General features: G+C 65.9%; 25 protein-coding genes. 11 read left to right on the top strand and 14 right to left on the bottom strand.

Annotation, left to right across the window (positions count from 1 at the left end):
- Window positions 1-56 precede the first annotated feature (56 nt).
- Entirely contained in the window at window positions 57-710 is a 654-nt protein-coding gene (locus E2484_RS02420) for a ferredoxin--NADP reductase (protein ID WP_137283624.1), read from the top strand.
- Window positions 711-768: 58 nt separating this feature from the next.
- Window positions 769-1383: an NUDIX hydrolase gene (locus E2484_RS02425; RefSeq protein WP_137283625.1), complete on the top strand. Its 615-nt coding sequence runs from the start codon at window positions 769-771 to the stop codon at window positions 1381-1383.
- A 25-nt stretch (window positions 1384-1408) separates the two neighbouring features.
- On the opposite strand, the gene mce is transcribed toward E2484_RS02425, so the two are convergent.
- Window positions 1409-1792 carry a methylmalonyl-CoA epimerase gene (gene mce, locus E2484_RS02430; RefSeq protein ID WP_137283626.1) on the bottom strand — a complete coding sequence of 128 codons (384 nt, stop codon included), beginning with the start codon at window positions 1790-1792 and terminating at the stop codon, window positions 1409-1411.
- Window positions 1793-2426: 634 nt separating this feature from the next.
- Here mce and E2484_RS02435 point away from each other — a divergent pair.
- Window positions 2427-3548 carry an aminotransferase class V-fold PLP-dependent enzyme gene (locus E2484_RS02435; RefSeq protein WP_137283627.1) on the top strand — a complete coding sequence of 374 codons (1122 nt, stop codon included), beginning with the start codon at window positions 2427-2429 and terminating at the stop codon, window positions 3546-3548.
- 152 nt (window positions 3549-3700) lie between these two features.
- Window positions 3701-4609, top strand: coding sequence for a halocarboxylic acid dehydrogenase DehI family protein (locus tag E2484_RS02440; RefSeq protein WP_137283628.1), 909 nt, complete (start codon window positions 3701-3703; stop codon window positions 4607-4609).
- A gap of 19 nt (window positions 4610-4628) precedes the next feature.
- Here the strand turns inward: E2484_RS02440 and E2484_RS02445 are convergent, their stop codons facing one another.
- The 6 genes from E2484_RS02445 to E2484_RS02470 form a co-directional block, all read right to left on the bottom strand.
- Window positions 4629-6311 (bottom strand): acyl-CoA mutase large subunit family protein, encoded by a 1683-nt coding sequence (locus E2484_RS02445; RefSeq protein WP_137283629.1) that lies wholly within the window; start codon window positions 6309-6311, stop codon window positions 4629-4631.
- 199 nt (window positions 6312-6510) lie between these two features.
- Window positions 6511-7092: a GNAT family N-acetyltransferase gene (locus E2484_RS02450; RefSeq protein ID WP_137283630.1), complete on the bottom strand. Its 582-nt coding sequence runs from the start codon at window positions 7090-7092 to the stop codon at window positions 6511-6513.
- A gap of 54 nt (window positions 7093-7146) precedes the next feature.
- The gene (locus E2484_RS02455) at window positions 7147-7452 is read right to left on the bottom strand and encodes a DUF7565 family protein (RefSeq protein WP_137283631.1); all 306 of its coding nucleotides are present in this window, start codon (window positions 7450-7452) and stop codon (window positions 7147-7149) included.
- Window positions 7453-7529: 77 nt separating this feature from the next.
- The gene (locus tag E2484_RS02460) at window positions 7530-8255 is read right to left on the bottom strand and encodes an HAD family hydrolase (protein WP_137283632.1); all 726 of its coding nucleotides are present in this window, start codon (window positions 8253-8255) and stop codon (window positions 7530-7532) included.
- Window positions 8256-8523: 268 nt separating this feature from the next.
- Entirely contained in the window at window positions 8524-9678 is a 1155-nt protein-coding gene (locus E2484_RS02465; protein ID WP_137283633.1) for an acyl-CoA dehydrogenase family protein, read from the bottom strand.
- 349 nt (window positions 9679-10027) lie between these two features.
- Window positions 10028-11689 carry a long-chain fatty acid--CoA ligase gene (locus E2484_RS02470; protein ID WP_137283634.1) on the bottom strand — a complete coding sequence of 554 codons (1662 nt, stop codon included), beginning with the start codon at window positions 11687-11689 and terminating at the stop codon, window positions 10028-10030.
- Between the two features lie 104 nt (window positions 11690-11793).
- On the opposite strand from E2484_RS02470, the gene E2484_RS02475 reads away from it, so the two are divergent.
- Window positions 11794-12552 carry a PHP domain-containing protein gene (locus E2484_RS02475; protein WP_170977212.1) on the top strand — a complete coding sequence of 253 codons (759 nt, stop codon included), beginning with the start codon at window positions 11794-11796 and terminating at the stop codon, window positions 12550-12552.
- Here the strand turns inward: E2484_RS02475 and E2484_RS02480 are convergent.
- The gene (locus tag E2484_RS02480) at window positions 12549-13031 is read right to left on the bottom strand and encodes a metal-dependent hydrolase (protein WP_137283636.1); all 483 of its coding nucleotides are present in this window, start codon (window positions 13029-13031) and stop codon (window positions 12549-12551) included. The two genes, E2484_RS02475 and E2484_RS02480, sit on opposite strands and share 4 nt — an antisense overlap.
- Window positions 13032-13245: 214 nt before the next feature.
- Complete coding sequence (locus tag E2484_RS02485) at window positions 13246-13752, bottom strand: CinA family protein (protein WP_137283637.1); 507 nt, start codon at window positions 13750-13752, stop codon at window positions 13246-13248.
- A 225-nt stretch (window positions 13753-13977) separates the two neighbouring features.
- Here E2484_RS02485 and E2484_RS02490 point away from each other — a divergent pair, with 225 nt between their 5' ends.
- A complete protein-coding gene (locus E2484_RS02490) occupies window positions 13978-14979 on the top strand; it encodes an aminotransferase class IV (RefSeq protein WP_137283638.1) in 1002 nt (333 codons plus the stop codon).
- Window positions 14980-15393, top strand: coding sequence for a Rieske (2Fe-2S) protein (locus E2484_RS02495; protein ID WP_137283639.1), 414 nt, complete (start codon window positions 14980-14982; stop codon window positions 15391-15393).
- A 314-nt stretch (window positions 15394-15707) separates the two neighbouring features.
- Here E2484_RS02495 and E2484_RS02500 read toward each other — a convergent pair whose 3' ends face one another.
- Window positions 15708-15998 (bottom strand): transcriptional regulator, encoded by a 291-nt coding sequence (locus E2484_RS02500; RefSeq protein WP_137283640.1) that lies wholly within the window; start codon window positions 15996-15998, stop codon window positions 15708-15710.
- 89 nt (window positions 15999-16087) lie between these two features.
- On the opposite strand from E2484_RS02500, the gene E2484_RS02505 reads away from it, so the two are divergent.
- The 3 genes from E2484_RS02505 (at window position 16088) to E2484_RS02515 (ending at window position 19248) form a co-directional block, all read left to right on the top strand.
- Entirely contained in the window at window positions 16088-17734 is a 1647-nt protein-coding gene (locus E2484_RS02505) for a bacterio-opsin activator domain-containing protein (RefSeq protein WP_137283641.1), read from the top strand.
- Window positions 17735-17793: 59 nt separating this feature from the next.
- Entirely contained in the window at window positions 17794-18192 is a 399-nt protein-coding gene (locus tag E2484_RS02510) for a DUF7344 domain-containing protein (protein ID WP_137283642.1), read from the top strand.
- An 87-nt stretch (window positions 18193-18279) separates the two neighbouring features.
- Entirely contained in the window at window positions 18280-19248 is a 969-nt protein-coding gene (locus tag E2484_RS02515; protein WP_137283643.1) for a sugar phosphate nucleotidyltransferase, read from the top strand.
- Window positions 19249-19292: 44 nt separating this feature from the next.
- On the opposite strand, the gene E2484_RS02520 is transcribed toward E2484_RS02515, so the two are convergent.
- The 4 genes from E2484_RS02520 to E2484_RS02535 all read right to left on the bottom strand — a co-directional run bounded on the left by E2484_RS02520 (window position 19293) and on the right by E2484_RS02535 (window position 22893).
- Window positions 19293-19856 (bottom strand): hypothetical protein, encoded by a 564-nt coding sequence (locus E2484_RS02520; RefSeq protein WP_137283644.1) that lies wholly within the window; start codon window positions 19854-19856, stop codon window positions 19293-19295.
- 101 nt (window positions 19857-19957) lie between these two features.
- On the bottom strand, window positions 19958-20716 hold the full coding sequence (locus E2484_RS02525) for a diphthine--ammonia ligase (RefSeq protein ID WP_137283645.1): 759 nt from the start codon (window positions 20714-20716) through the stop codon (window positions 19958-19960).
- Between the two features lie 119 nt (window positions 20717-20835).
- Window positions 20836-21993, bottom strand: coding sequence for a DUF373 family protein (locus E2484_RS02530; RefSeq protein WP_137283646.1), 1158 nt, complete (start codon window positions 21991-21993; stop codon window positions 20836-20838).
- Window positions 21994-22170: 177 nt separating this feature from the next.
- Window positions 22171-22893 (bottom strand): CehA/McbA family metallohydrolase, encoded by a 723-nt coding sequence (locus E2484_RS02535; protein WP_137283647.1) that lies wholly within the window; start codon window positions 22891-22893, stop codon window positions 22171-22173.
- 59 nt (window positions 22894-22952) lie between these two features.
- On the opposite strand from E2484_RS02535, the gene E2484_RS02540 reads away from it, so the two are divergent.
- Entirely contained in the window at window positions 22953-23327 is a 375-nt protein-coding gene (locus E2484_RS02540) for a hypothetical protein (RefSeq protein WP_137283648.1), read from the top strand.
- Window positions 23328-23346: the final 19 nt, after the last annotated feature.

Consider the following 23346-nt stretch of genomic DNA (forward strand, 5'->3'; position numbering starts at 1 on the left):
CACTGTTCTCCCGGTCAGTCGTAGATTCTTTAGTCGCGCCCCGGCAAGGGACGGGCATGGACGGAACCGAAGTCGCAGTCCGGGCGGTCGAGACGGTCGGAACCGACACGATTGCGCTGACGCTGGAGACGCCCGACGGGTTCGACGCCCGCCCGGGCCAGTTCGTCCAGCTCGCCGCGACGGTCGACGGGGAGGAGATTACGCGCCACTACACCCTCTCGTCGCCCGAGGCCGACCCGACCTTCGAGGTCACGGTCGAAGTCGACCCGGAGGGCGCGCTCAGTCCGTATCTCGCCGACCTCGAACCCGGCGAGACGGTCGAAGTCGCGGGGCCCTTCGGCGACTCCTACTACGAGGGCGAGGAGCGCGTCGTCGTCCTCGCGGGCGGGCCGGGCGTCGGCCCCGCAGTCGGTATCGGCGAGCGCGCGACGTCGGAGGACGCCGCCGTGACCGTGGTCTACGAGGACGACGAACCGGCCCACGAGGACCGACTGGTCGCGCTAGCCGACGCGGGCGCGTCGGTCGTCGTCACCGACGACGTGAGCAGCGAGGACGTACTCGAAGTTCTCGCGGACGCGCACGGTCAGACGTTCATCTACGGGTTCGCCGACTTCCTCGACCGGGCGACTGCCGCACTCAACGCGGCGAACGTGGACGTCGAGGACGCCAAGACCGAGAACTTCGGTCCCGCTCCCGACTCGGACGCGTAACGAACTCCGACATCGAACCCCGGGAAGTTATCAATTTCCGAGACGATTCCGCGAAGCGATGCCGACCGAAATCAACGAGGAGGTCGTCGAGCGACGGACGGACCGCCTGTTGGAGGAGTACGGTGACGCGCCGGTCGAGGAGGAGACGTGGGAGGACTCGGCCGCGGAGTTCGCTCGCGCCATCGAACACGCCGAGAACGGCTATCTCGGCGGGGCGTACGCGTGGGTCGTCCGAGAATCCGAGGACGCCGCGCCGCTCACGGACTCGATGCCCGGGGAGGCGAGGCCGGACGCGCGCAAGGCGTTGATGATCCTGAATCGCGCGAACGAGAAGTGGGGGCTTCCCGGCGGCGGGCGGGAAGGTGACGAGACGTTCGAGGAAACGGTCCGCCGCGAGGTCCGCGAAGAGACCGGCATCGAGTGCGCCGTGACCGACCTGTTCCTGCTGCGCCACGTCACCGCCGTTCCGGAGTCCGAGAGTGTTGCCGCGGAGTTCGAGACCGACCGGGTCCACTTCCTCTACGTCTTCTTCGACGCGACGTACGAGGGCGGGTCGATTGCCATCCAACCCGGCGAACTCGACGGCGCGGCGTGGTTCGCCGACCCGCCGGCCCGGATGCTCCCGGCCAACGAGCGCCGGGCCGAGTCGTGGACGCCAGAGGCTGGCGACTAGTTCGGGGAAAATCGTGCGGGGCCGGTCAGTGCTCCACGAACTCTATCAGCACGCCGCCGGTCGATTTAGGGTGGAGGAAGGCCACGTCGTGGCCCCACGCGCCGGGTCGCGGTTCGTCGTCTATCAGTTCGACGCCGTGGTCGCGCGCGGTGTCGAGCGCCGCCTCGACGTCCTCGGTTTCGAGGGCGACGTGGTGGATACCCGGCCCGTTCCGGTCGAGATACCGCGAGATGGTGCCGTCTTCGAGGGGTTCGAGCAGTTCGAAGTAGCTGTCGCCGAATTCGAGGAAGACGACGCGGAGGCCGTCGAACTCCTCCTCGTGGACGACCGGCGCGTCGAACAGGTCGGCGTACAGGTCGGCGAGATCCGCGGCGTCGTCGGTTGCGATTCCGACGTGGTCGATGTGCATGCGGGGCGGTTCGGTCGTGTCTGATATAATTTCGGCGGTACTCCCGTGGGAAGTCTGCGTCCGTTTCCGTCCTCTCCGGTGGGAGAACAGCGGGAGAGCTAGCTACTGCTCGAGCCACTGACCTGTGCTACTCCGCACGAAACGAGGTTCGTGAAGGGAAGCTAGCTACTGCCGTCGCAAAGGCGGACCGCACAGCACCGCACCGCGACCGCGGGCCTCACACCTCCCCGACCTCCTCCGTTGCTCGGCTACCGGAGGACAAACAACCTCCTCCGAGCCTGCGGTCACGTCCGTTCCCGCAGACACCGGCTGACAAACGGCGTCTTCCGTGCCCTCGTTCGCTTCGCTCACGAGGACTCCGGCCTGCGCTACTCGTCCCTCGCGCGACGAAGGCGCGGCGCTCGCGTTACGAGCGCCGCGCCAGCACGCGGCGGGTATCCGGTGAGGAGAGCGCGGAGGTCTGGTATACGATTTCTAAAGAAACTATTTCGGTCGTTTAACAACGAAACAGTTGTCTGTGAGCAATCTGTAGCCCATCGACGCCGCCGACCACGACCCCGGACGGAATGGAAACCGCCGGTCCGAAACCACTGCGCCGACAGCACTTATCACGCGACCTCCCGTGTCCAGAGACGTGAACCCGACCGACCTCAGAGCCGAGATTCCGGCGCTCGACCGCACGGTCTACCTGAACACCGGGGCCGCGGGGCCGAGTCCGACCCGGGTAGTCGAGGCCGTTGAGGACTGCGTGGAGCGCCACGAGTACGAGTCGCCCGCCGACGAGGGGATGTACCCCTGCGCGTTCGACGTCTTCGACCGGACGCGCGACGTCGTCGCCGACCACCTCGGGGCGAGCCCTGCGGAAATCGCGCTGACTCAGAGTACCACCGACGGCATCAATCGCGTCGCGGCCGCCCTCGACTGGGAGCGCGGCGACACCGTGGTCCGGACCGACCTCGAACACTCGTCGGGCATCCTGCCGTGGAAGCGCCTGAAGCGACGGGGCATCGAAGTCGAGGTGGTCGAGAGCGAGGCCGGTCGCATCGACACGGACCGGATGGAGTCGGCCGTCGAGGGTGCGGAACTCGTCGTCCTGAGTTCGCTGACGTGGAGTCATGGCACGCTCCTGCCCGTGAAGGAAGTCACCGAGATGGCCCACGACGCGGGCGCGCTGGTCCTCGTGGACGCGGTGCAGTGCCCCGGCCAGATGCCGGTGGACGTGCACGACTGGAGTGCCGACTTCGTGGCCGGCGCGGGCCACAAGTGGCTTCTCGGTCCCTTCGGCGCGGGATTCCTCTACGTCGACTCCGGCGCGGAGACCCACCTCGACCCGGCCCACATCGGCTACCGGAGCGTCGAGGACCCCAACGCCGAGGAGTACGCCTACGAACCCGGCGCACACCGACTGGAGGTCGGCACCGTCTCGCCCGCGCCCTACGCGGGCCTGTGCGAGGCCATCGAGACCATCGAGGAGGTGGGGTACGAGACGATTCAGAATCGGATTCGGGACCTGACGGACCGGCTGAAAGAGGGTATCGAGGACGCAGAGACCGCCCGCCTGCTGAGTCCCCGCGAGTACGAGTCCGGACTCGTCACGTTCGCAATCGAGGACCCCGACGGCGAGGCGTTCGTTGAGGGACTGGCCGACGACGGGGTTCGGATTCGGTCGCTCCCGTTCCCAGAGAACGCGGTCCGGGCGTCGATCCATGTCTTCAACTCCCAGAGCGACGTGGACGAACTGGTAAAATACATCTGAGTTCGCTCCGGTTCGTGTCGCCACGATTACCCCTCGACGACGGCAGTCGAGGCGTTCTCGTAAGGTAGCCCGCCGCTCTTTCTAACACGACCTGCTCGATTCCACCGAACTCCGGCGAGAAGACTGATACGACGCCTCGCCGCACGTCCGATATGGACACCGACGAACAGTTGTACGAGTCCGACGCGACCGGATGGCGACGCGGCCTCTACGAAGACGTTCGGGCGACCTTCCGCGCGCCGGTCGTCAACTGGATTTTCCGGACGCTGATGGCCAACGAGCCGGATTTCACCCGGTATCTCTGGGGGCAGGTGAAGCCGACGTTCCAGACGCGGGCCTTCGGCCGGTACTCGGTCGCGTACCGCGACGCCGTCCTCTCTACGGTCGAGACCGGTAGCGACGACGGAGACGCTCCCGACCACGATTCCGGCCGTCCCGCGTACCGCCGGGCCGACCTCGACCTCCAGCCTGCCGAGTTCCGCGAACTCCGCGGACAGGTAGCGACCTTCGACGTGGTCGCCCCGCGTCTGGCCGCGCTGTTCGAGATAGCCGACCGGTCGTTGCGGGATGAATCGGTCGGCGACGACCCCGACGAGGACGCGGCGGCGACCGAGCCGATGCCCGCGTGGCTCGACCGCGACCGAGGTCTGTCACCGACGATGGTGGACGCGCCCCCGGACGAGTTGGACGACACCGTCGAGCGAATCCGGGCGTTCCACGGGCTGGACGACAACTTACCGAGCATCTACCGGTGTCTCGCCCAGTGGCCCGCCTACCTTCGGACGGCGTGGGACGACCTCGAACCGACGATGGAATCGGCGGAGTTCGACCGGGCCTGCGAGCGCGCGAGCGAGGAGACGGAGGCGTTCGTCGATTCAGTTCCGTACGAACCGCAACTCTCGCCCGACGACCTGCGAGCGAAGGGGATGGACGACGATGAGGTGAGCGAGTTGCAGGAACTGTTCGAGACGTTCAACCGAGGACCGATAGAGACGGTCCTCCCGGCGCTCCCCGTGTACGCGACGACGCTCGACGCCGCGGGTCGGCGAGAGATGGGGTGACGACGTACCGGAGTCGGGCCTAAACAGCCGCGCCGGGCCGATACTCCCCGAACACGTCGCGCATCACGCCGCAGATTTCGCCGACGGTCGCGTAGGCTTTCACCGCGTCCACGATGTAAGGCATCAGGTTGTCGTCGCCCTCGGCGGCCTCTCGCAGGGCGTCGAGTTTCGCCTCGACCTCCTCGTCGTCGCGGTCGGCCTTCACGTCGTTCAGGCGGTCTATCTGGCGCTGTTCGTCCTCCTCGGTGACTTCTTGAATGTCGACTTCCGGTTCCTCGTCCACTTCGAACTCGTTGACGCCGACGATGACGCGCTCTTTCTCCTCGATTTCGCGCTGGCGCTCGTAGGCCACGTCCTGAATCTGGCGCTGGACCCACTGGTCCTCGATGGCCTGCAACATGCCGCCCTTCCGGTCCACGGTGTCGAGGATGTCGAAGGCGTCCTCCTCTACGCCGTCGGTCAGACTCTCGACGTAGTAACTCCCCGCGAGGGGGTCGATGGTGTCGGCCGCGCCCGACTCGTGGGCCAGAATCTGCTGGGTACGGAGGGCGGTCCGGACGCTCTCCTCGGTCGGGAGCGCGAGCGCCTCGTCCTTCCCGTTGGTGTGGAGGCTCTGGGTTCCGCCGAGGACGGCCGCGAGCGCCTGATACGCCACTCGGACGATGTTGTTGTCCACCTGCTGGGCGGTCAGGGTCGACCCCGCGGTCTGGGTGTGGAACTTGAGTTGCTTCGATTTGGGGTTCTCCGCGCCGAATCGCTCCTCCATGATCTGGGCCCACATCCGGCGGGCGGCGCGGAACTTGGCGACCTCCTCCAGGATGTTGTTGTGGGCGTTGAAGAAGAACGATAGCTGAGGCGCGAACTCGTCCACGTCGAGTCCGGCGTCCATCGCGGCTTCGACGTACTCGATGCCGTTGCCGAGCGTGAACGCCAACTCTTGGGCCGCAGTCGCGCCCGCCTCGCGGACGTGGTAGCCCGAGATGGAGATGGTGTTGAACTTCGGGGTCTCGTCGGCACAGAACTCGAAGATGTCGGTGATGATGCGCATCGAGGGTTCCGGCGGGTAGATGTAGGTGTTGCGCGCGATGTATTCTTTCAGGAGGTCGTTCTGGATGGTTCCCCGGAGTTCCGCCCTATCGACGCCCTGCTTGTCGCCCACCGCGATGTACATCGCCAGCAGGACCGAGGCGGGCGCGTTGATGGTCATCGACGTGGACACCTCGTCGAGCGGGATGCCGTCGAAGACTGTCTCCATGTCGTGGAGCGAGTCGATGGCGACGCCGGACTTGCCCACCTCGCCCGCGGCCATATCGGCGTCGGAGTCGTATCCCATCTGGGTCGGCAGGTCGAACGCCATCGAGAGACCCGACGAACCGTTCTCGATGAGGTACTCGAATCGCTCGTTGGTCTCCTCGGGCGTCCCGAACCCGGCGTACTGGCGCATGGTCCAGAGTCGCCCCCGGTGCATCGTGGAGTACGGCCCTCTGGTGTACGGTTCCTCGCCGGGGAAACTCAGGTCCTCCTCGTAGTCGAGGTCCGCTACGTCGTCGGGGGTGTAGAGGCGTTTGACCTCTTGGCCGCCGGTGTCGGTGGTGAACTCCTCCTTGCGCTCGCCGAACCGCTCGACCGTGGGACCGACCGTCTCCTCCTCCCACTCATCGCGTGCCTCGCGTATCTCTTCGAGGTCGTCGGCGTCGAACATTGTGTAGATTGACGAGTGGCTCTGTCTTAACAATTGGCGGATTGGATTTGGGTGGAATCCCTCCGACCGCGACAAGTTCGAGGAGGCCCCCGAAATCCGGCACGTCACCGACGTCACCCGTCGGTCGGCCGAAACCGAGCTCGGAGTCGGTCTCGCCCGGACGGCGGTCGAATCGGAACCGCCGCAGTTGCGGGGCGAGTTACCCGCCGGTGTCGTACTTGTAGGTCGCGCTGTTCGGGTCGATACCGAAGTCCTCGGCGGACTCCTCGGGTTCCGGCTCCTCTTCGCGGGGCCGGGCCGACTTGAATCGCTCGCGGAGTCGGTCGGGCATGGCGAACTCCTCGACGGTCAGGACCATCCCGACCGCTTCCGGGTCGATGTTGTCGCGCTTGGCGTCGAGGCGCTCGCGGAGTCGGTCAGGCAGGTCGCTCGTGTTGACGCCGCGGAAGCCGAACTGCGAGAGGTAGTCTGCCGAGCTGGTTAACGCGTACACCTCCTCGAAGCCGTGGTCGCGGGCGTGTTCGACCAGTCGCTCGACGACGTGTGCGCCGACGCCCTGCCTGCGCCACGAGTTCAGCACCCCGATGCTGGTGAGTTCGCACAGCTCCCCGTCGTCGGTCTTGTGAATCCGGATACGGCCGAATCCCGCCTTCTCGCCCGAGGTCTCGTCGATTGCCACGACGTAGTCGCGGGAGCGGAACGCGGTTTCGTCCAGACCCATCGCCTCGATGTGGTCCAACAGCCAAACCTCCTCCCTGTTTTTCGCGTCCCGGACGTACATGGGTGTGGCTTGGCTGTCAGAGCGTAAAAAGGTGTGGCGCTACGCGGGGAGTCGCTACAGGCCGCCGGTAACTTCGTCCAGTCGGTTCACGACCTGCTGGAGGTCGGCCTCGTCCTCGATGGCGTCGCGGACGCGCTCGCGCTGGCGGACCTCCGCGGCGCTCGCACCGTAGGCCCGGACGTACTCCGCTCGGGAGTGTTCGTTGAACGCGTGTCGGATGGCGAAGTAGCCGTCGGGGACGACGGACCCGCAGACCTTGCACTCCCGGCGCTTGTGGTCTGTGGTCTGGTGGACGATGGCCTCTTCCACGTCGTCGAACGCCTCACTGCAACCGTCGATGCCGCACTCCCAGTCTGTCATTACCGGGTGGTCGAATCGCCGCGACAACAACCTTTCGACCGACTGCCTCGGGCGAGGAGATACACGGGGAGGACTGGTTACCCGAGCAGGTCGGGTACGTCGCGGACCGACGTGACCGCGAAGTCGGCGCTATCGGTCGCGGCCGGACGATTCTCGTCACCGGCCGCGCTTCTCGCGTCCTCGTCTTCGGCGACGTGGACTCCGGTGAACCCGGCCTCCTGCGCTGGACGCACGTCGCGTTCGAGGTCGTCGGCTACGAAGACGTGCTCGTCGGCCGGAATCGCCTCCGTCGCGGCCGCGAATATCTCCTGGTCGGGCTTGGCCGCTCCGACCTCGCCGGAGACGACCACCGCGTCGAATCGGTCCGCGAGGCCGTGGTGGGCCAGTTTGTGGTGCTGAGCGCGCGCCGCGCCGTTGGTCAGTACGCCGAGAGCGGTGTCCGTGGCGGCCGCCGACACGTCGCCGTCCGCCGAGTCCGACGACTCGTCGGCCGCGAGCGCGTCGAGTGTCTCGCGGACGCCCGGCCGGAGGTCGGTCGCGGCCGCCTCGCGCTCGGTGTAGGTCTCCGCGAGCGCCTCCGCGCTCGCGGCGAGGTCGTACTCTGCACGGAGGTCGGTCATCGCCGCCCGGTAGGGTTCGGCGTGGCAGTCGTCCAGATAGCCGAAGAAGGCCTCGGTGTAGAACTCGCACTGCTCCAGGTCGGCGCTGACGCCGTGGTCGGCCAGCGCGGCCTCGAAGAGACCGAAGAAGTCGTCGGGGAGTTCGACCAGCGTGCCGTCGAGGTCGAAGAAGACTGCTCGCATATCCGAGGGTTCTCGGTCATTCGTGAAAAAGGATAAGGGTCGTGTACGACCGGGTGGCAGGATAGGGCGCTCGGTGACGCAATCCGCCGGAAACGCGACGACGACACCGACCACCTCGAAAGCCGTTCACGATTGTGACTTCTTCGACGACGGCTATCGTAGAGCCAATCGGACCGGAGTCGCACCAGCAGGGCCTCGGAAACGATAACGCCGAGACGAACAAACAAAACCATCACTTAACGACGGAAGATACTCCCGAAAGAAATATTTACGATTGTCTATAGATGAGGTTTCGTTGTATCTCGTTCGCGCCCTCGTAGACGACCGGGATGCGCACGTCGCGGTACACCCGTGCGATGCGGCGGTCGGTCAGAATCGAGCGGCCGCCGTGGAACTGCATCCCCTGTTCGGCGCAGTCGGTGGCGGTCTCGGTGGCCTTGGTCTTGGCCATCGCGGCCCAGAGGCTGGGGTTCTCGCCGTCGCGGACCTTCTCGGCGGCCCGGTAGGTCAGCGCGCGGGCGGCCTCGAACTCCATGCGCATGTCGGCCAACCCGTGCTGGACCGCCTGGAAGTCCGCGATAGTGCGGCCGAACTCCTCGCGGTCGTGGACGAACGCCCACGCCTCCTCGATTGCGGCGGCGGCGAGACCGAGACCGTGGCCCGACACGACCACCCGACCGAAGTTGAAGAACTCCGCGAGCATCATGAACCCCGCTCCCTCGTGGCCCACGAGGTTCGACTCGGGAATCCGGCAGTCGTCGAAGACGATGTGGGCCTGCTTGCTCGCGCGCATCCCCATCTTCTCGGGGATGTGCTCGGCGTCGTACCCCGCGGCGTCGGTCGGCACGATGAACAGCGAGTGGTTGCCGTAGCGGTCGTCCTCGTCGTGGCCCGTCCGGGCGTACACCGTGAGCCAGTCGCCCTCGACGCCGTTGCCTATCCAGTACTTCTCGCCGTTCAGCACCCACTCGTCGCCGTCGTCGCTCTTCTCGGCGGTCGTGGTCATCCCCGACAGGTCGCTTCCGGTGTCGGGTTCCGACACGGCGAGGCCCGTAATCGCCTCGCCCTCCGCGACCGGCCGGAGGTACTCCTCGCGCTGGTCGTCGGTGCCGTACTTCTCCACGATTTCCGCGCCGAAACTGGCGAGTTGGAGCGAGAGCGCGATTCCGGCGTCGGCCCGGAACCACTCCTCGGCCACGGCGAGCATCTGGACCACGTCGAGGCCCCGGCCGCCCCACTCCTCGCCGATGTCCTGGGCGACGAGTCCGGCGTCCTGCCCCGCTTCGAGGACGTCCTCGGGATAGGTGGCGTCGCGGAAGTACTCCTCGGCGTTGGGCGCGACGTGTTCGTCGGCGAACTCGCGGGCCTCGTGCTTGACTTCGCGGGCGTACTCGGGAACGATGTCGTCTACGAGGAGTTCCATGGGGATTGGAAGGCCTGCGCGAGGATATACTTCGGGGCTATCTCAGAATACGTGACGGTGTGAACACTTGAGGGCGAAAATGGGAGAGCCAGCGGACGCTAGCTTCGGACTTGAGCCACGGAGTCACCCCAACCGCACAGCACCGCCCTGCAACCGCGGGCCTCCCACTGCCCCCCTCAAGCGGCTACATCCGCGGCCGCCCGCTTCCCTCGCGCGCAGAACTGCGCACGTCGGAAGAGGAACCGTGTCTTCCGGGCAGTCGGTCGCTACGCTTCCGACGACGTCAGCGCGCGTCGGACGATCGGTAAAATGTCGAGAGTAGTCGGTGAGCAGGACTTTCGAGTCCGACCTACTCGCCGTCTTCCCCGGGCGCGGCCTCCTCGGGCACCGACCCTTCCACGAGCGACTCGTCGCTGTACTCCTCGCGCAGGACCTTCTTGTCGAACTTCCCGGTCGCGGTCTTTGGCACCTCGTCGATGAACACCACTTCGTCGGGTGCCCACCAGCGCGGGTACTCCTCGCGGATGTCGGCCATGATGGTCTGGCTCAGGGCGTCCTCGTCGGCACCCTCGACCGGGACCACGAACGCGACGGGGCGCTCCTGCCAGCGTTCGTGGGGCACGCCGATGACCGTCGCTTCGGCCACGTCGTCGTAGCCCATCAGCGCGTTCTCCAGTTCGAGCGAGGAAATCCACTCCCCGCCGCTCTTGATGACGTCCTTGGCGCGGTCCACGATTTTGATGTAGCCGTCGCGGTCCACCGTCACCACGTCGCCGGTCTTGAGCCACCCGTCTTCGAACTCTTCCTCGTTGGCCTCGGGACGTTGGAAGTACTCCCGAGTGACCCACGGTCCCCGGATGTAGAGTTCGCCGAAGTCCTCGCCGTTCCACGGCACCTCCTCGCCGTCGTCGTCCACGACCTTGAACTCCAGTCCGGGCACGACCAGACCCTGTTTGCCGCGCTTCTCGTAGCGTCGGTCGGCGTCCCAGTCCTCCATGTCGGCCTTGAGGTGCGAGACCGTCCCGATGGGCGAGGTCTCGGTCATTCCCCACGCGTGCAGCACGTCCACGTCGTACTCCTCGTCGAATCGCCGGATGACCGCCTCGGGCGCGGCGCTCCCGCCGATGACGATGGTTTCGAGCGACGAGAGGTCGGCGTCGTTCTCCTCGAGATACTCGAGCAGACCCAGCCAGACCGTCGGGACGCCCGCCGTGAACGTGACGCCCTCCTCCTCGATGAGCGAAGCGAGGTCCGCGGGTTCCGGCGCGGGACCGGGGTAGACGTGCTTGGCCCCGGCCGCTGTCGCTGAGTACGGCATCCCCCACGCGTTGACGTGGAACATCGGCACGACCGGCATGATGACGTCGGACTCGTCGAATTCGAGGCCCTGCGGCGTCAGGGTCGCCAACGTGTGCGACCAGAGCATCTGCTGGGTGTACTCGACGCCCTTGGGCTTGCCGGTGGTTCCGGAGGTGTAGCACATCCCGGCCTTCGTGTCGCCCGAGAGGTCCGGCCAGTCGTAGTCGGCCGACTCCTCGCCCACGAACGACTCGTAGTCGGTCACGGGTTCCAGCGAGGTGTCGGGCACCGCGTCGCCCATCACGACGAACTGTTCGACGCTCTCGAACGCCTCAGAGTCGGCCGGCCCCTCCAACTTCTCGACCAGCGAGGGGTCCACGAAGAGGAGTCGGTCGGTCGCGTTCTCGACGATGTATTCGATGTGGTGGTCGGGCAGGAGGGGATTGATCGTGTGCAACTGCGCGCCCGAGTTCGGTACGCCGAAGTAGGTCTCGAAGTGACGATGGTGGTTCCAGCAGAACGTCGCTACGCGGTCGCCCCGCTCGATTCCCGCCGCGTTGAGCGCGTTGGCCAGTTTGGCCGTGCGGTCTTCGAACTCGGCGTAGTCGTATCGCTCGATTCCCTGTCCGGTCCGCGAGACGATTTCGGTGTCCGGGTACAGTTTTGTCGCGCGCCAGAGAAACGGTCGAAGCGTCGGGTCAGTTCCACCCATACACTTCGTCCTCGCTTCGCCACCTTATGATTTGCTACAGTTCGACAACTAATCCTCCGAAATCAGAATCGTTAACAGCGGGGTCTAGCAACGAATACACAGACGTGACAGAGGCCGAGTCGTTCCGCGTCGACTTCCACGCGAAGGTGCTGGACGAGCAGGTAGTAGCGCGAGCCAAGGCTCGGGGACTGGACGCTATCGTCTACGCGCCGCACTTCGAGCGCCTGCCGAAAATCCGCGAGGAGGCCGACCGGTTCTCCGACGACGACCTGCTCGTGGTCCCCGCCCGCGAGGTGTTCACCGGAGACTGGCGGAACCGCAGGCACCTCGTCGTACTCGGTCTCGACGCCCCGGTTCCGGACTTCATCTCGTTCGAAGACGCGATGGACGAGTTCGCCCGACAGGACGCTGCGGTTCTCGCACCGCACCCCGAATTTCTCAACGTCAGCGTCTCGGCCGACGACCTAGCCGCCTACCGCGACCTAATCGACGCCGTCGAGACGTACAACCCCAAGCACTGGCCGCACAACAACCGACGAGCGCGGGAACTGGCGACCGAGTTCGACCTGCCGGGATTCACCTCGTCGTACGCCCACCTCAAGGGGTCGGTCGGCGAGGCGTGGACCGAGTTCGACCGGTCGTTCGACTCCGCGGCCGAACTGGTCACGGCGCTGAAAGAAGAGGTGCCGCGACGAATCGTGCGCCGGTCGGGACTGAGCCACACGCTTCGGTGCGCCGCGGAGTTCGCCCACCTCGGATGGGAGAACTCCTACGAGAAGATAGACCGACTCTTTCTCTCGGGGATGACGCCGACCCACCCCGACCACATCGCCTACGACGACCGGTTCGACGGCGTGTACTAGATCAGCCCCGCGACCGTGGTCGAGAGGTCCTGAATCGGCAGTTCGAGGTGGACCACGGCAGCGACGAGTGCGACTTCGACACCCGAGACGGCCACCGTGACCACGGTGGCCCACTTGCTCGACACGGGAACGCCGACCGGGAGGTTGTATTCCTTGGAGTAAGGGTAGAACAGCGCGATGCCGCGCTTGCTCCCGAGCAGGTCGAGGACGTAGTGAGTCGCCACGCCGATCCAGACGAAGTGGAGATTGGCGAAGTAGACGGGGTAGGCGTAGAAAATCGCCAGCACCGGGAGGTTGTGGAGCGTCTTGCGGTGCTTGCCGAAGGCGGTGTCCACGTCCGGGAACAGTGCGCCGAGGACGACCGGCACCGAAATCTCGGCGATGGCCCGGAACGTCGGCACGTCGCCCGAGGGGTGGAAGACGTACCCCAGACCGATACTCAACAGCACTGCGTTCAGAACGTGGCCCTCCTTGTTCATTGCTTCTCCTCGGTCACGTCCGACTCCTTCTCAGCAGACGACTCAAGGCTTTCCCTCCGATGTCTGACGCGCGTCTTGCGGTTCCCGGCTCAATCCGAACGAATTCGGGGCGTTCGGTCGAGTCGCGCTCGGTGATGCATCCGCAGGTCCGGGTGGGCCGAAAGGGGCCGACCACGGACATTCGGAACCGACACGACTCCAGCGGAGTCGAAGTTTACTGCGACTCTATTTCGTCCAGTACGTCCCGAAGCGCCTGCCGAGCGATCTGCGCCTTTATCTCCTGCCGAGTACCGTCGAACTCGTAGCGCGAGACCGTCGAATAGGACTCCTGGGTCCCCCAGTCGCCCGCGTAGGCGACTCCCAGAAACACCGTCCCGACCGGTTTCTCGTCGGTTCCGCCGGTCGGGCCGGCGATGCCCGTCGTGGCGACACCCCACGTCGTCCCGGCGGCGTCTCGGACCCCGCGGGCCATCTGGCGCGCGACGGGTTCGCTGACCGCTCCGCGTTCGTCCAGCGCCTCGCGGGAGACGCCGAGGTCTCGGAGTTTGGCGTCGTAGGAGTAGGTGACGAACCCCCGGTCGAAGTAGTCGCTCGACCCCGGTACGTCGGTCAGCATCGACCCGATTAGTCCGCCGGTGCAGGATTCGGCGACCGCGATGGCCTGATCGTCCTCGCGGAGGGCGTCCCCGATTCGCTCCTCGACTGGCGAGTCGTCGTCCATGTCCGAGGCTGATGGTCCGCACCTGAATGAAGGTACGGGACGCTCGTTCCGCACACGAGTGGTTCGGTAGTGACTCGGTAGAAAGCCCCGCCCTTCGGGCGCGACCGGGCGGTCCCTTCCAGTTCCACCCGGCGATTTGTTCCGTCGCCGAGCGCCTGCCGGTGGATTGGTCGAGACCGAACCCATCAACGCAAAACCCAAGCCGTCGCCTCCGAATCCTGAACCATGCAGTACCACGTCGATGGCGAACTCGTGCCCGCCGAGGACGCCACCGTCAGCGTCCGCGACCGCGGGTTCATGTACGGGGACGCCGCCTTCGAAACCGTCCGGGCCTACGGCGGCCGCGTCTTCGAGTGGGAGGCCCACGCCGAGCGACTCCGGCGGACCTGCCGCGCTCTCTCGCTCGACCACGGTCTGTCGGACGCCGACCTCAGGGACCGGATTCGGGACACGCTGGCCGGAAACGACCTCGAAGACGCCTACGTCAAACTCTCCATCTCGCGCGGCGTCCAACCCGGGAAACTCGCGCCCGGCCCGGTCGAGGACCCGACGGTCGTCGTCGTCGTCTCGGAACTCCCGAGAGGCGGCCGCGCCGACCGCGGCGGCCGACCGGTCTGGGGTGGCCCGGCGACCGCCGCGGTAGTCGAGACCCGCCGGATTCCCGACGCCGCGCTCCCCGCGCACGCGAAGACTCACAACTATCTGAACGGGATTCTCGCACGTCTCGAACTCGGCGACGGAGACGCCGAGTCTGACGGGGCAGACTCCGACTCGGACGAAACGGGTGCCGACCCGGACGACGCGCCCGACGAGGCCATCATGCTCGACGCAGACGCGAACCTCGCGGAGGGCGCGACGAGCAACCTCTTTTTCGTCCGAGGCGGCGTTCTCCACACCCCGAGTCTCGACGGGCCGATTCTGCCGGGCGTCACCCGCCGGGTCGTCCTCGAACTCGCCGACGAGGCGGGGATTCCCGTCGAGGAGAGAACCTACGGTTCCGACGCCCTCCGAGGCGCAGACGAGGCGTTCCTGACCAACTCGACGTGGGAGATTCGGCCGCTCGCGGCGGTCGAGGGACGAGACGGTGAAACGACGGAACTCGGCCCCGGCCCAGTCACCGACCGACTCGCCGACGCCTTCGACGCTCGCGTCGAGCGCGACTACTACGAAGCCTCGGGAGTACGCGATGAGAAAACTGAAAAGCGCGGGTCGGAAAGTAGCGAGTAGATGGACGAGGACAGTCGTATCGCCGACGTAGCCGAGGTTCCCGACGACTCGACGCTCCTGTTCACCGTCCGAGACGGCTTCGACGAGCGCGAGGCGATTCTGACCGAGACCGCGGCGGGCGAGGTGACTGCGTACGAGAACTACTGCCAGCACTGGACCGACGTACGTCTCGACAAGGGTAGCGGCGCGACCAAGCGCGACGGCGAACTGGTCTGTGGCAAACACGGGGCGCTCTTCGAGGACGATTCGGGCCGTTGCACCTACGGTCCCTGCGAGGGCGCAGTCCTCAGCGAAATCGAGGTCGCCGTCGAGAACGGCGCAGTCTACCTCACCGACGACGACTACGAATTCGTGGAAATCGGCTCCTCCAAGGAGTACGATTTATCTTCGAATCGGTCGCTGGGCTTCGACTGAAACTTTTGCTGCGGTCGAGCGCGCCGTAGGCGCGCTCTCCCTGGCAAAACTTTCATGAAAACCCTGCGTCACCCCCTCCGTCGCTCGGAGGTGCGCTCTGCGCACCTCCGGCGCTCCGTCGAGGGTTCCTTGGTCCGCTCGCTCGGTCGCTTTGCTCCCTCGCTCGCGGTCCAACTCCTTGGAGTCACAGCACCGCCACTGCAACAGCAGACCGCAACAGCACCGCAAACCGCCACAGCAGACCGCAGACCGCAATAGCACCACCAACTGCCACGACAGACCGCAAACCGCCACAGCAGACCGCAACTGCAACGTTATTGGATTCTGAACGCCGGTTCGTCTACCGACTCGCTCTTGCACTCGGGGCACCGCGACGGGCGGTTGGCGGGGTCGTCGAAGTCGTCGAATCCGCACTCTCGGCACTCGGGCGGTGCGACCAGTAGTTGCTCGTCGTTGGCAGAGAGCGACTGGGCGACGTGCCGGATGTGGTCGATGGCGGTTCCCGCCGTCACGTCGAACTCCACGGCCAGCGCGCTCGGCGAGGCGGCCGTCTCGCGGAGGTGGGCGGCGATTCGCTCGCGGGTGGTTTCGTCGGCCTCGCGCATGTCTCCTCGTCGCCACTGGTCGGACATAACCCTTTCCCGCGGCCGTAGTTTTATGTATTGCGAGTGACTCTTTAATTTCGGATCGGTCGATGAGTGACTCCGACTCCGGCAACTCGCCTTCGGAACACACCCGACAGTTAGAGGCCATCGTCCAGAGTAGCCCCGACGCACTCCTCGTCAAGGACACCGACGGTCGGTACCAGTTCGCCAACGAAGCGGCCGCCGACTTCCTCGACCGCGACGTAGCGGACGTGCTGGGCCGGACGGACGCCGACCTCTTCGGCGAAGTGAGCGCCCGCGACCTCCGCGAACAGGAGTTGCAGGTTCTCGACGCCGAGACCACCGAGACGTTCGAGGAATCGCTTCCGATAGAGGGCGATGTCGGCGACGGCGGTGACGAACGCGTGTTCGAGACGACGTGTTCGCCGTACTACGACGCCGACGGCGACCTCGCCGGAACGATGTCCATCTGTCGAGACGTGACCGACCGAAAGGTCCGCGAGCGCACGCTGGAGGACCAACGCGACGAGTTGGCGACCCTCGACCGCATCAACGAGGTCGTCCAGGAGGTCATCCGGACCCTCATCGGGGAGCCGACCCGTGCGGAGATAGAGCAGGCCGTCTGCGACCGACTCGTGGACACGGAGCTGTATCGGACGGCGTGGACGGGCGAACCCGACCCCTCCGGTTCGAAGTTGACCGGGGTCGCAGGCTCGGGATTGAGCGAGAAGGCGCTGGCGGTCATCGACGCCATCGACCCGAGCGAGGGCAGCGGCGAACCGGCAGCCAGCGCCTACCACGACCAAAAGACCGAGGCCGTTCAGAGCATTCGAGACGACGCCACGCTCCCCGAGGACGTTCGGGAGGGGCTCCTCGACCTCGGCTATCACTCTGGCATCGTCGTCCCGATACGGTACGGCGACACGACTTACGGACTCCTGGGGGTCGGGACCGACAGGCCCTCCGCGTTCAGCGACCGAGAAGTCGACGCGTTCGACGCGCTCGGGGAGGTGATCGGCTTCACTATCAACGCGGTCAAGCACCGACGGCTCGCGCTGTCGGACACCGTCGTCGAGTTGACGTTTCGGCTGACCGGCTCGGAGTCGTTCTACGTCGTCGCCTCCGAGCAGTTGGGTTGCACGATTCGACTCGAAGGCATGGCCGCGGGGCCGGAGGGAAACCTCCTGTTCTACGACGCGATATCCGGTGTGGACCCGGAGGCGGTCCGCGACCTCGCCGACGACTGGGACGCGGTCGAAGACGCTCGCCTCGTCAATGACGACGGGGAAGCCGCGCTGTTCGAGTTCACCGTGTCGGGGTCGTCGCTCGTCCTCACCCTCTCGGAGTACGGCGCGAAGCCCAAAGAGGCGATAAGCGAGGGCGGCGAGGCCACCGTCGTCGCCGAACTCCCGGCCGACGCCGACGTGCGGAGCGTGGTCGAGCAGATTCGGGCGAGGTTCCCCGAGGTGGAACTGGCCGCCAAGCGCGAGACGGAGCGAAACGTCCAGACCGCCCGCGAGTTCCGACACGACCTCGACCAGCGACTCACCGACGCCCAGCGGACCGCGCTCCGGGCGTCGTACTTCGCGGGCTACTACGAGTGGCCCCGCGACAGCACCGCCGAGGACATCGCTGCCTCGCTCGGCATCTCGTCGCCGACGTTTCATCAACACATTCGCAAGGCCCAGCGAGAACTTCTCTGTACGTTCTTCGACCGAGACGCCGACCGACCCTAGCTGTTTAGGTCCACTGTTCTTTGTGGTCCGGTAGAAAGTATTCGTCGGCGCGCCGCAACATGAGTAACGAACACGCACCGACGGGAAGAGAGGGGGTAACGCCGGACGGTGGCCCGTCCGTTTCGGACGAGCAAATCACGACGCAGACCGACCTCGACGAACTCTTCGAGGTCCTCGCCGACGGACATCGACGCCACGTCCTCGGTTATCTTACCGGCATCGACGACGAGGTTGCGGCCTTCTCCGAACTCGTCGAACACGTCGCCGACAACTTGGCCGAGGAAACGACCGACGACCACGAGCGAGTCGCGATGAATCTCCACCACAATCACATACCGAAACTCGAAGACGCGAACGTCGTGGAGTACGACCTGCGGAGCGAGACGGTTCGATACCGCGGCGGGCCGGTCGTCGCGGACTGGGTAGAACTCGCACTGTCCCACGAATCGCGCCTGTAACGGACGTGAGCGTCTCGACGCACCGTCGAGTCGTGTCCGACTCTGTAAATGAAAAAGGACTTACCGCGTCGGGTAGTCCCTCGTCGTATGAAAGCCGTCGTTCTTGCGGGTGGGTACGCGACGCGACTCTGGCCGATTACGAAACACCGACCGAAGATGTTCCTGCCGGTCGGCGACTCGACCGTCATCGACCAGATATTCACCGAGCTAGAGGCCGACGACCGAATCGACGAGGTGTACGTCTCGACCAACGAGCGGTTCGCCGACGACTTCCGAGACCACCTCGCCGAAAGCGAGTTCGACAAACCGCGCCTCACGGTCGAAGACACGACCGAGGAGGACGAGAAGTTCGGCGTCGTCGGTGCCCTCGCGCAACTGTTCGACCGCGAGAACATCACCGAAGACACCCTCGTCATCGCCGGCGACAACCTCATCAGCTTCGGCGTCAGCGACTTCGTGGACTTCTTCCAGGCCAAAGAGTCGCCGACGCTGGCGGCCTACGACGTGGGAAGTCGCGAGCGCGCCAAGTCCTACGGACTGGTCGAACTCGACGGCGACGAGGTGGTGGACTTCCAGGAGAAACCCGACGACCCCAAGAGCACGCTGGTCTCCATCGCCTGCTACGCCTTCACCGCCGAGAACATCCCGCTGTTGGACGAGTACCTCGAAAGCGGGAACAACCCCGACGAACCAGGCTGGTTCGTCCAGTGGCTCCAACAGCGCGACTCGGTGTACGCCTACACCTTCGACGAGGCGTGGTTCGACATCGGCACGCCCGAGAGCTACCTCGAAGCGGTCGGGTGGAAACTCGACGGCGAGAACCAGATCGCCGACTCCGCCACCGTCGAGAACACCACGATCGGCGAGAACGTCCACGTCATGCCGGGCGCGGAGGTCGTCAACTCCAGCGTCAACAACTCCATCGTCTTCCCGAACGCGACGATTCGGGACTGCGACATCCGCGACTCCATCATCGACGAGAAGACCCGCGTCGAGAACATGGACCTCTCGGGTGCCCTAATCGGGGCGCACACTCAGCTTCTGAACGGCGATTAGAGCCGCCGAAAATCCCGCTCGTGGCGACTCCGTTCCGACGCTAGCTACTCCTTGACGCCCAGATACATTTCCTGTCCCTCGAACTCCCCGCCGCGGAGCAGGTGGAGAACGTAGGCCGTCGCGCGGTGGTTCCCGTCGGCGACGTAAGCCGGGTCGTCGCCCTCTTCGAGGACGACGAGTCGACCTTCCGGTCCCGACCGCTCGATTTCGTCGGCGAGTTCGACCACCTCGCGGAGGTCCTTGCCGGACTCCGCCTCCAGCGCGGCCACGTCGTCGGTCTCGTAGATTCGCTCGGCGATGGACTCGATTCGGTTGTCGTCGGCGAGCGACCGCCAGTCTTCGTCGTGAGGGCCGACGACTACCCGGAGGTCTCGAAGTGCCTCCTCCGAGAGGTCGGCGCGGTACCAGTCGACCTGCTCGGGGATGAACACGCGCTCGGCGATGGGCTTGCGCTCGAACAACTCCTCGCGGAGCGCGGGTTCGGTGCCGAGCGCGTCGGGGTTCGGGCCGGCGTCCTCGTCTTCGAGTTCCTCGTGCAGCCAGTAGCGCATCACTTCGGTTTCGGAAACCGGTTCCGGGTCGCCGCGGAGGCGGTCTTCGACGGTCATCGTAGATTCGAAGACGAGCCAGGGGGAGAAGGATTACGGGCGACCGTCGACCGTTTACTGCGGGCGCACCGGAACACCGTCCCAAAAGACGACTCCGGAACCTACTCTTCGAGCCACGCGTCCGTAATCTGCAAGGTCCCGCGCGTCCCGTCCCACTCGGTCTCGTACTCCAGTTCGATAGCTCGGTCCATGTGCGGGCCGTCCGTCACCAGCGTCTCGAACTCGCCGCCCTCGCCCAAGATGTGTACGCCGTGGCTCTCGTTCAGGTCCTCCAGTTCGGCAATCGCCGCTTCGTCGAGGGTCCGGCCGAGCCACGACTCGCCCAGTCCGTAGGCCGCGACCCTGATGATCGTAATCTCGAAGCCAGCGTCGAGCATCGCGTCGGCGAGTTCGCGGGGGTTCTCCTGCCAGAGCGGCGCAAAGACGTCGGCGTCGAGGCGGTCTGCCATCGCCTCGATGCGGGAGGTCTGGTACTCGCTCTCGACTGCGCCCGCGGTCACGCCCGCGACGCCGCCCGAGAGGTCGCTATCGAGTTCCCGCAGGGCCGCTTCGAGCGGTCGGAGTTCCGCGTCGCCCTGCGCGCCCGATTCGTCGGCGTCGTCGGCCTCGAAGTCGTCGGGTTCGACCTCCACGAGCGAGATGCCGACGCTCTCGGCCGCGAGCGAGGCGAGTCGAGTCGCCGGAACGTGGTACATGTAGGAGTCGCCCTCGGGGTGGACCGTGACGAGTCGCGTCACGTCGAGGCCCTCCTCCAGGGCGCGGTAGAGCGCCCACGACGAGTCCTTGCCGCCCGAGAAGAGGCTGACCCACGACCCGTCACTCGTGGGAGAGTCGTCGGCCGACGACGGTGCTTCGGTCATGGCGGTGAGTCGGTGGTGGGCGGATTTAGGTGCGGCGAATCGCGGACACGCGGCTGTTCGGAAATATAATTCGTTGTCTACCAATTAAGAATATTTCTAAAGGAAACGAGAACGATTCGCTACTCAGCCAGTTCCTCGTCCTCGAACTCCTCGCCGAGCGCGGTTCCGGTGAGGTACGACGAGAGTTGGACGCCGAGCAGGCTCACCACCACGCCCGCGACGACGAACAGCGCCATCCGCGTCCCCGGAAGGAGGACGATGCGCTCGACCGAGAGGCTGCCCAACTCCATGTGGGGCACCACCACCGGTTCGACGTACTCCTCGCGCTGGAGGAAGTACGCCGAGAATCCCCGAACGACCAGTCCGACCGCGAGGACGCCGAACGGGAGGTTGAGGTAGGAGTTGCGAACCCGGTCGTTGCGGATGATTTCGTCGAGGAGTCGGCCGGTCGAGGCCGCCAGCGCCGCCGCGGCCAGCCACGGCACGCTGGCGAACGCGAACGCCATCGCGGGCATCAGCACGCCACCGGTCGGAGCCGAGGGGTTCGAGAGGCGGAGCGCCCCGGCGAACACGCCGATGAGCGACAGGCCGGCCGCGACGACGTAGGTGACGATGGAGACCCGGCCGGAGTAGAGCGCGTCTTTGATCTCGCCGGGCAGGTCGGCCACGTACTCGTCCACGCCGAGTCCCTTGTAGAGGACGAACAGGCCGATGACCGCGGTAATGGAGGCGATGGCGGTCGCCGGCCCCGCCGCCATCAGGAGGATGGGGAACACCAGCAGTGCGACCCCGACCGGGACGAGGACGGTCTGGCGCAACTCCTCGTCGGCGAGAAACTGCTTGAGCAGGTAGTAGGTCGATTCGATGTCGCGGGCCTGCCGGACGACCACGCGGTCGACTGCGTCGACCTGCACCCGACTCTCGACGATGGGCACCAGTCGCTCGTCCTGCGCGCTGTCGATGACGACGACCGCCGAGTCGGGGTCGTAGTCGGCGATGAGGTCGTCCATCTGGTCGGCGACCGCGCGGTCGCGGCCGACCATCGTCTCCGCGGCCCCGGAGATGACCGCCACGATGACCTCCTCGTCGTCGTCCCGCAAGTTGCGAGCGACCCGCAGGGATTCGAGCAGGCAGTTGACGCTGGAGTCCTCCGGGTCCGCGAGACCGACCTCGGTGACGAGCGACCGGACCGCTTCCCACCCGGCGACCGGGGTTTCGAGACCGGTCTTGAGCCCGATGTCGTCGTCGCGGTCGACGCACACTACCAGCGTACTCATGTCGCGTATCTGAATCCAGACGGTCCCGCGTTAAAAACCCTCGTGCTCGCGGGAACGTGACCGGGTTCTGAGGTACGAACAGCGGACGTGGAGTTCGGGGTGAGGAGTCGGAGACGCGGAGTCGAGAGCGATACGGCGAACGTACCGGAAACCGAGACGACTCCCGGAAAGCCGCGTTCAGAATCGCGCGAAGCTCGGCATACTGGCGGCGACGCCGTGGCCGACCTTCCGTCCGGCACCCCACGCGTAGTGACGGACGCTCCGCCGGAAGGGTTGTCGTCGGCCGTGAATCTCTGCGTCGCCGTCGGCGAGCGCCGCCACGATCCGGTCGCGGTCGATTTCCGCCGTCGAGGACGCGCCCTCGATGGTGAGTTCGGTGTACGCCCGGCCGAGATACTTCGAGGAGTGGGCGTCGCTCGCGGCGACGCCGGGGTAGTCGTTGCGGACCGCGAACTGGCGCGCGCGCCGGTTCCGGTAGCCCGTGAATATCCACGCGTTGTACACTTCGATGGCGTCGCAGTCGGAGATTCGGCCCTTGCGAATTCCGTGGCGGGTCCGCTGGAACGGGTGGGGAACGATCGCGACCCCGCCCGCGTCCCGGATGGAGGCCACCGTCTCGGCGAGCGGTCGGTGGGGTTCGGGCCGCTCCTCGACGCCGATTGCCAGCAGGTGGCCCGCGGCGGTCGAGACTTCGACGCCCGGGATGCCGACGAGTCCGTACTCCGGGGCGAGTTCGGCCGCCCGGAGCGACTCGTCTATCGTGTCGTGGTCAGTCACCACGATACTGTCCAGACCGATGTCGCTGGCCTGCGCTAACAGGAGTTCGACGGGTTCGTGGCCGTCGTACGACCCCTCCGAGTGGACGTGGGGGTCGATACTTATGGTGACCTCCGGGGGCATTTGCATCCTCTAACGCCCGAAACGGCAAAAGTCCCGCCCTCGAAAACCTATCAGACCCGATGGCGGAACTGACCCTCGAAGCCGAGGAGTGGTACGCACTCACGAACTGGCTCCGCGAGCGCGAGAACCGACTCCAGTACGCGCTCCGGTCGAAGTCCGCCGAGTGGGAGTTCGTTCACGACCTCCGGCGGCGAATCGAGCGCCAGCAGGACGAGACGGCCGAAACCGCCGGGGCCACCCGGACCGTCACGCTCACCGACAGACAGGTGGCGTATCTGTTGTCGTTCCTCCGCAGGCGGGCGCGGAAACTCCTCTTTCTGCCGTGGCGCGACCGCGAGCGCCGTGACGTGCGCCACCTCCGGGACCATCTGCTGGCCGAGACCGAACGTGGGGAGGCCGGACGGGAAGGGGCCGAACCGGGAGTAACTGAATAGAAAGAGGCCGAACGAGAGG

This window comes from Halorussus salinisoli, from assembly GCA_005239435.1.
In the GTDB taxonomy this organism is placed as follows: Archaea; Halobacteriota; Halobacteria; order Halobacteriales; family Haladaptataceae; genus Halorussus; species Halorussus salinisoli.

Excerpts from the sequence above, each read along its gene's own strand:
- E2484_RS02420 (WP_137283624.1), top strand. The coding sequence starts at position 57 with ATGGACGGAACCGAAGTCGCAGTCCGGGCGGTCGAGACGGTCGGAACC.
- E2484_RS02425 (WP_137283625.1), top strand. The coding sequence starts at position 769 with ATGCCGACCGAAATCAACGAGGAGGTCGTCGAGCGACGGACGGACCGC.
- mce (WP_137283626.1), bottom strand. The coding sequence starts at position 1,792 with ATGCACATCGACCACGTCGGAATCGCAACCGACGACGCCGCGGATCTC.
- E2484_RS02440 (WP_137283628.1), top strand. The coding sequence starts at position 3,701 with ATGGACACCGACGAACAGTTGTACGAGTCCGACGCGACCGGATGGCGA.
- E2484_RS02445 (WP_137283629.1), bottom strand. The coding sequence starts at position 6,311 with ATGTTCGACGCCGACGACCTCGAAGAGATACGCGAGGCACGCGATGAG.
- E2484_RS02450 (WP_137283630.1), bottom strand. The coding sequence starts at position 7,092 with ATGTACGTCCGGGACGCGAAAAACAGGGAGGAGGTTTGGCTGTTGGAC.
- E2484_RS02455 (WP_137283631.1), bottom strand. The coding sequence starts at position 7,452 with ATGACAGACTGGGAGTGCGGCATCGACGGTTGCAGTGAGGCGTTCGAC.
- E2484_RS02460 (WP_137283632.1), bottom strand. The coding sequence starts at position 8,255 with ATGCGAGCAGTCTTCTTCGACCTCGACGGCACGCTGGTCGAACTCCCC.
- E2484_RS02465 (WP_137283633.1), bottom strand. The coding sequence starts at position 9,678 with ATGGAACTCCTCGTAGACGACATCGTTCCCGAGTACGCCCGCGAAGTC.
- E2484_RS02470 (WP_137283634.1), bottom strand. The coding sequence starts at position 11,689 with ATGGGTGGAACTGACCCGACGCTTCGACCGTTTCTCTGGCGCGCGACA.
- E2484_RS02480 (WP_137283636.1), bottom strand. The coding sequence starts at position 13,031 with ATGAACAAGGAGGGCCACGTTCTGAACGCAGTGCTGTTGAGTATCGGT.
- E2484_RS02485 (WP_137283637.1), bottom strand. The coding sequence starts at position 13,752 with ATGGACGACGACTCGCCAGTCGAGGAGCGAATCGGGGACGCCCTCCGC.
- E2484_RS02490 (WP_137283638.1), top strand. The coding sequence starts at position 13,978 with ATGCAGTACCACGTCGATGGCGAACTCGTGCCCGCCGAGGACGCCACC.
- E2484_RS02495 (WP_137283639.1), top strand. The coding sequence starts at position 14,980 with ATGGACGAGGACAGTCGTATCGCCGACGTAGCCGAGGTTCCCGACGAC.
- E2484_RS02500 (WP_137283640.1), bottom strand. The coding sequence starts at position 15,998 with ATGCGCGAGGCCGACGAAACCACCCGCGAGCGAATCGCCGCCCACCTC.
- E2484_RS02505 (WP_137283641.1), top strand. The coding sequence starts at position 16,088 with ATGAGTGACTCCGACTCCGGCAACTCGCCTTCGGAACACACCCGACAG.
- E2484_RS02510 (WP_137283642.1), top strand. The coding sequence starts at position 17,794 with ATGAGTAACGAACACGCACCGACGGGAAGAGAGGGGGTAACGCCGGAC.
- E2484_RS02515 (WP_137283643.1), top strand. The coding sequence starts at position 18,280 with ATGAAAGCCGTCGTTCTTGCGGGTGGGTACGCGACGCGACTCTGGCCG.
- E2484_RS02520 (WP_137283644.1), bottom strand. The coding sequence starts at position 19,856 with ATGACCGTCGAAGACCGCCTCCGCGGCGACCCGGAACCGGTTTCCGAA.
- E2484_RS02525 (WP_137283645.1), bottom strand. The coding sequence starts at position 20,716 with ATGACCGAAGCACCGTCGTCGGCCGACGACTCTCCCACGAGTGACGGG.
- E2484_RS02530 (WP_137283646.1), bottom strand. The coding sequence starts at position 21,993 with ATGAGTACGCTGGTAGTGTGCGTCGACCGCGACGACGACATCGGGCTC.
- E2484_RS02535 (WP_137283647.1), bottom strand. The coding sequence starts at position 22,893 with ATGCCCCCGGAGGTCACCATAAGTATCGACCCCCACGTCCACTCGGAG.
- E2484_RS02540 (WP_137283648.1), top strand. The coding sequence starts at position 22,953 with ATGGCGGAACTGACCCTCGAAGCCGAGGAGTGGTACGCACTCACGAAC.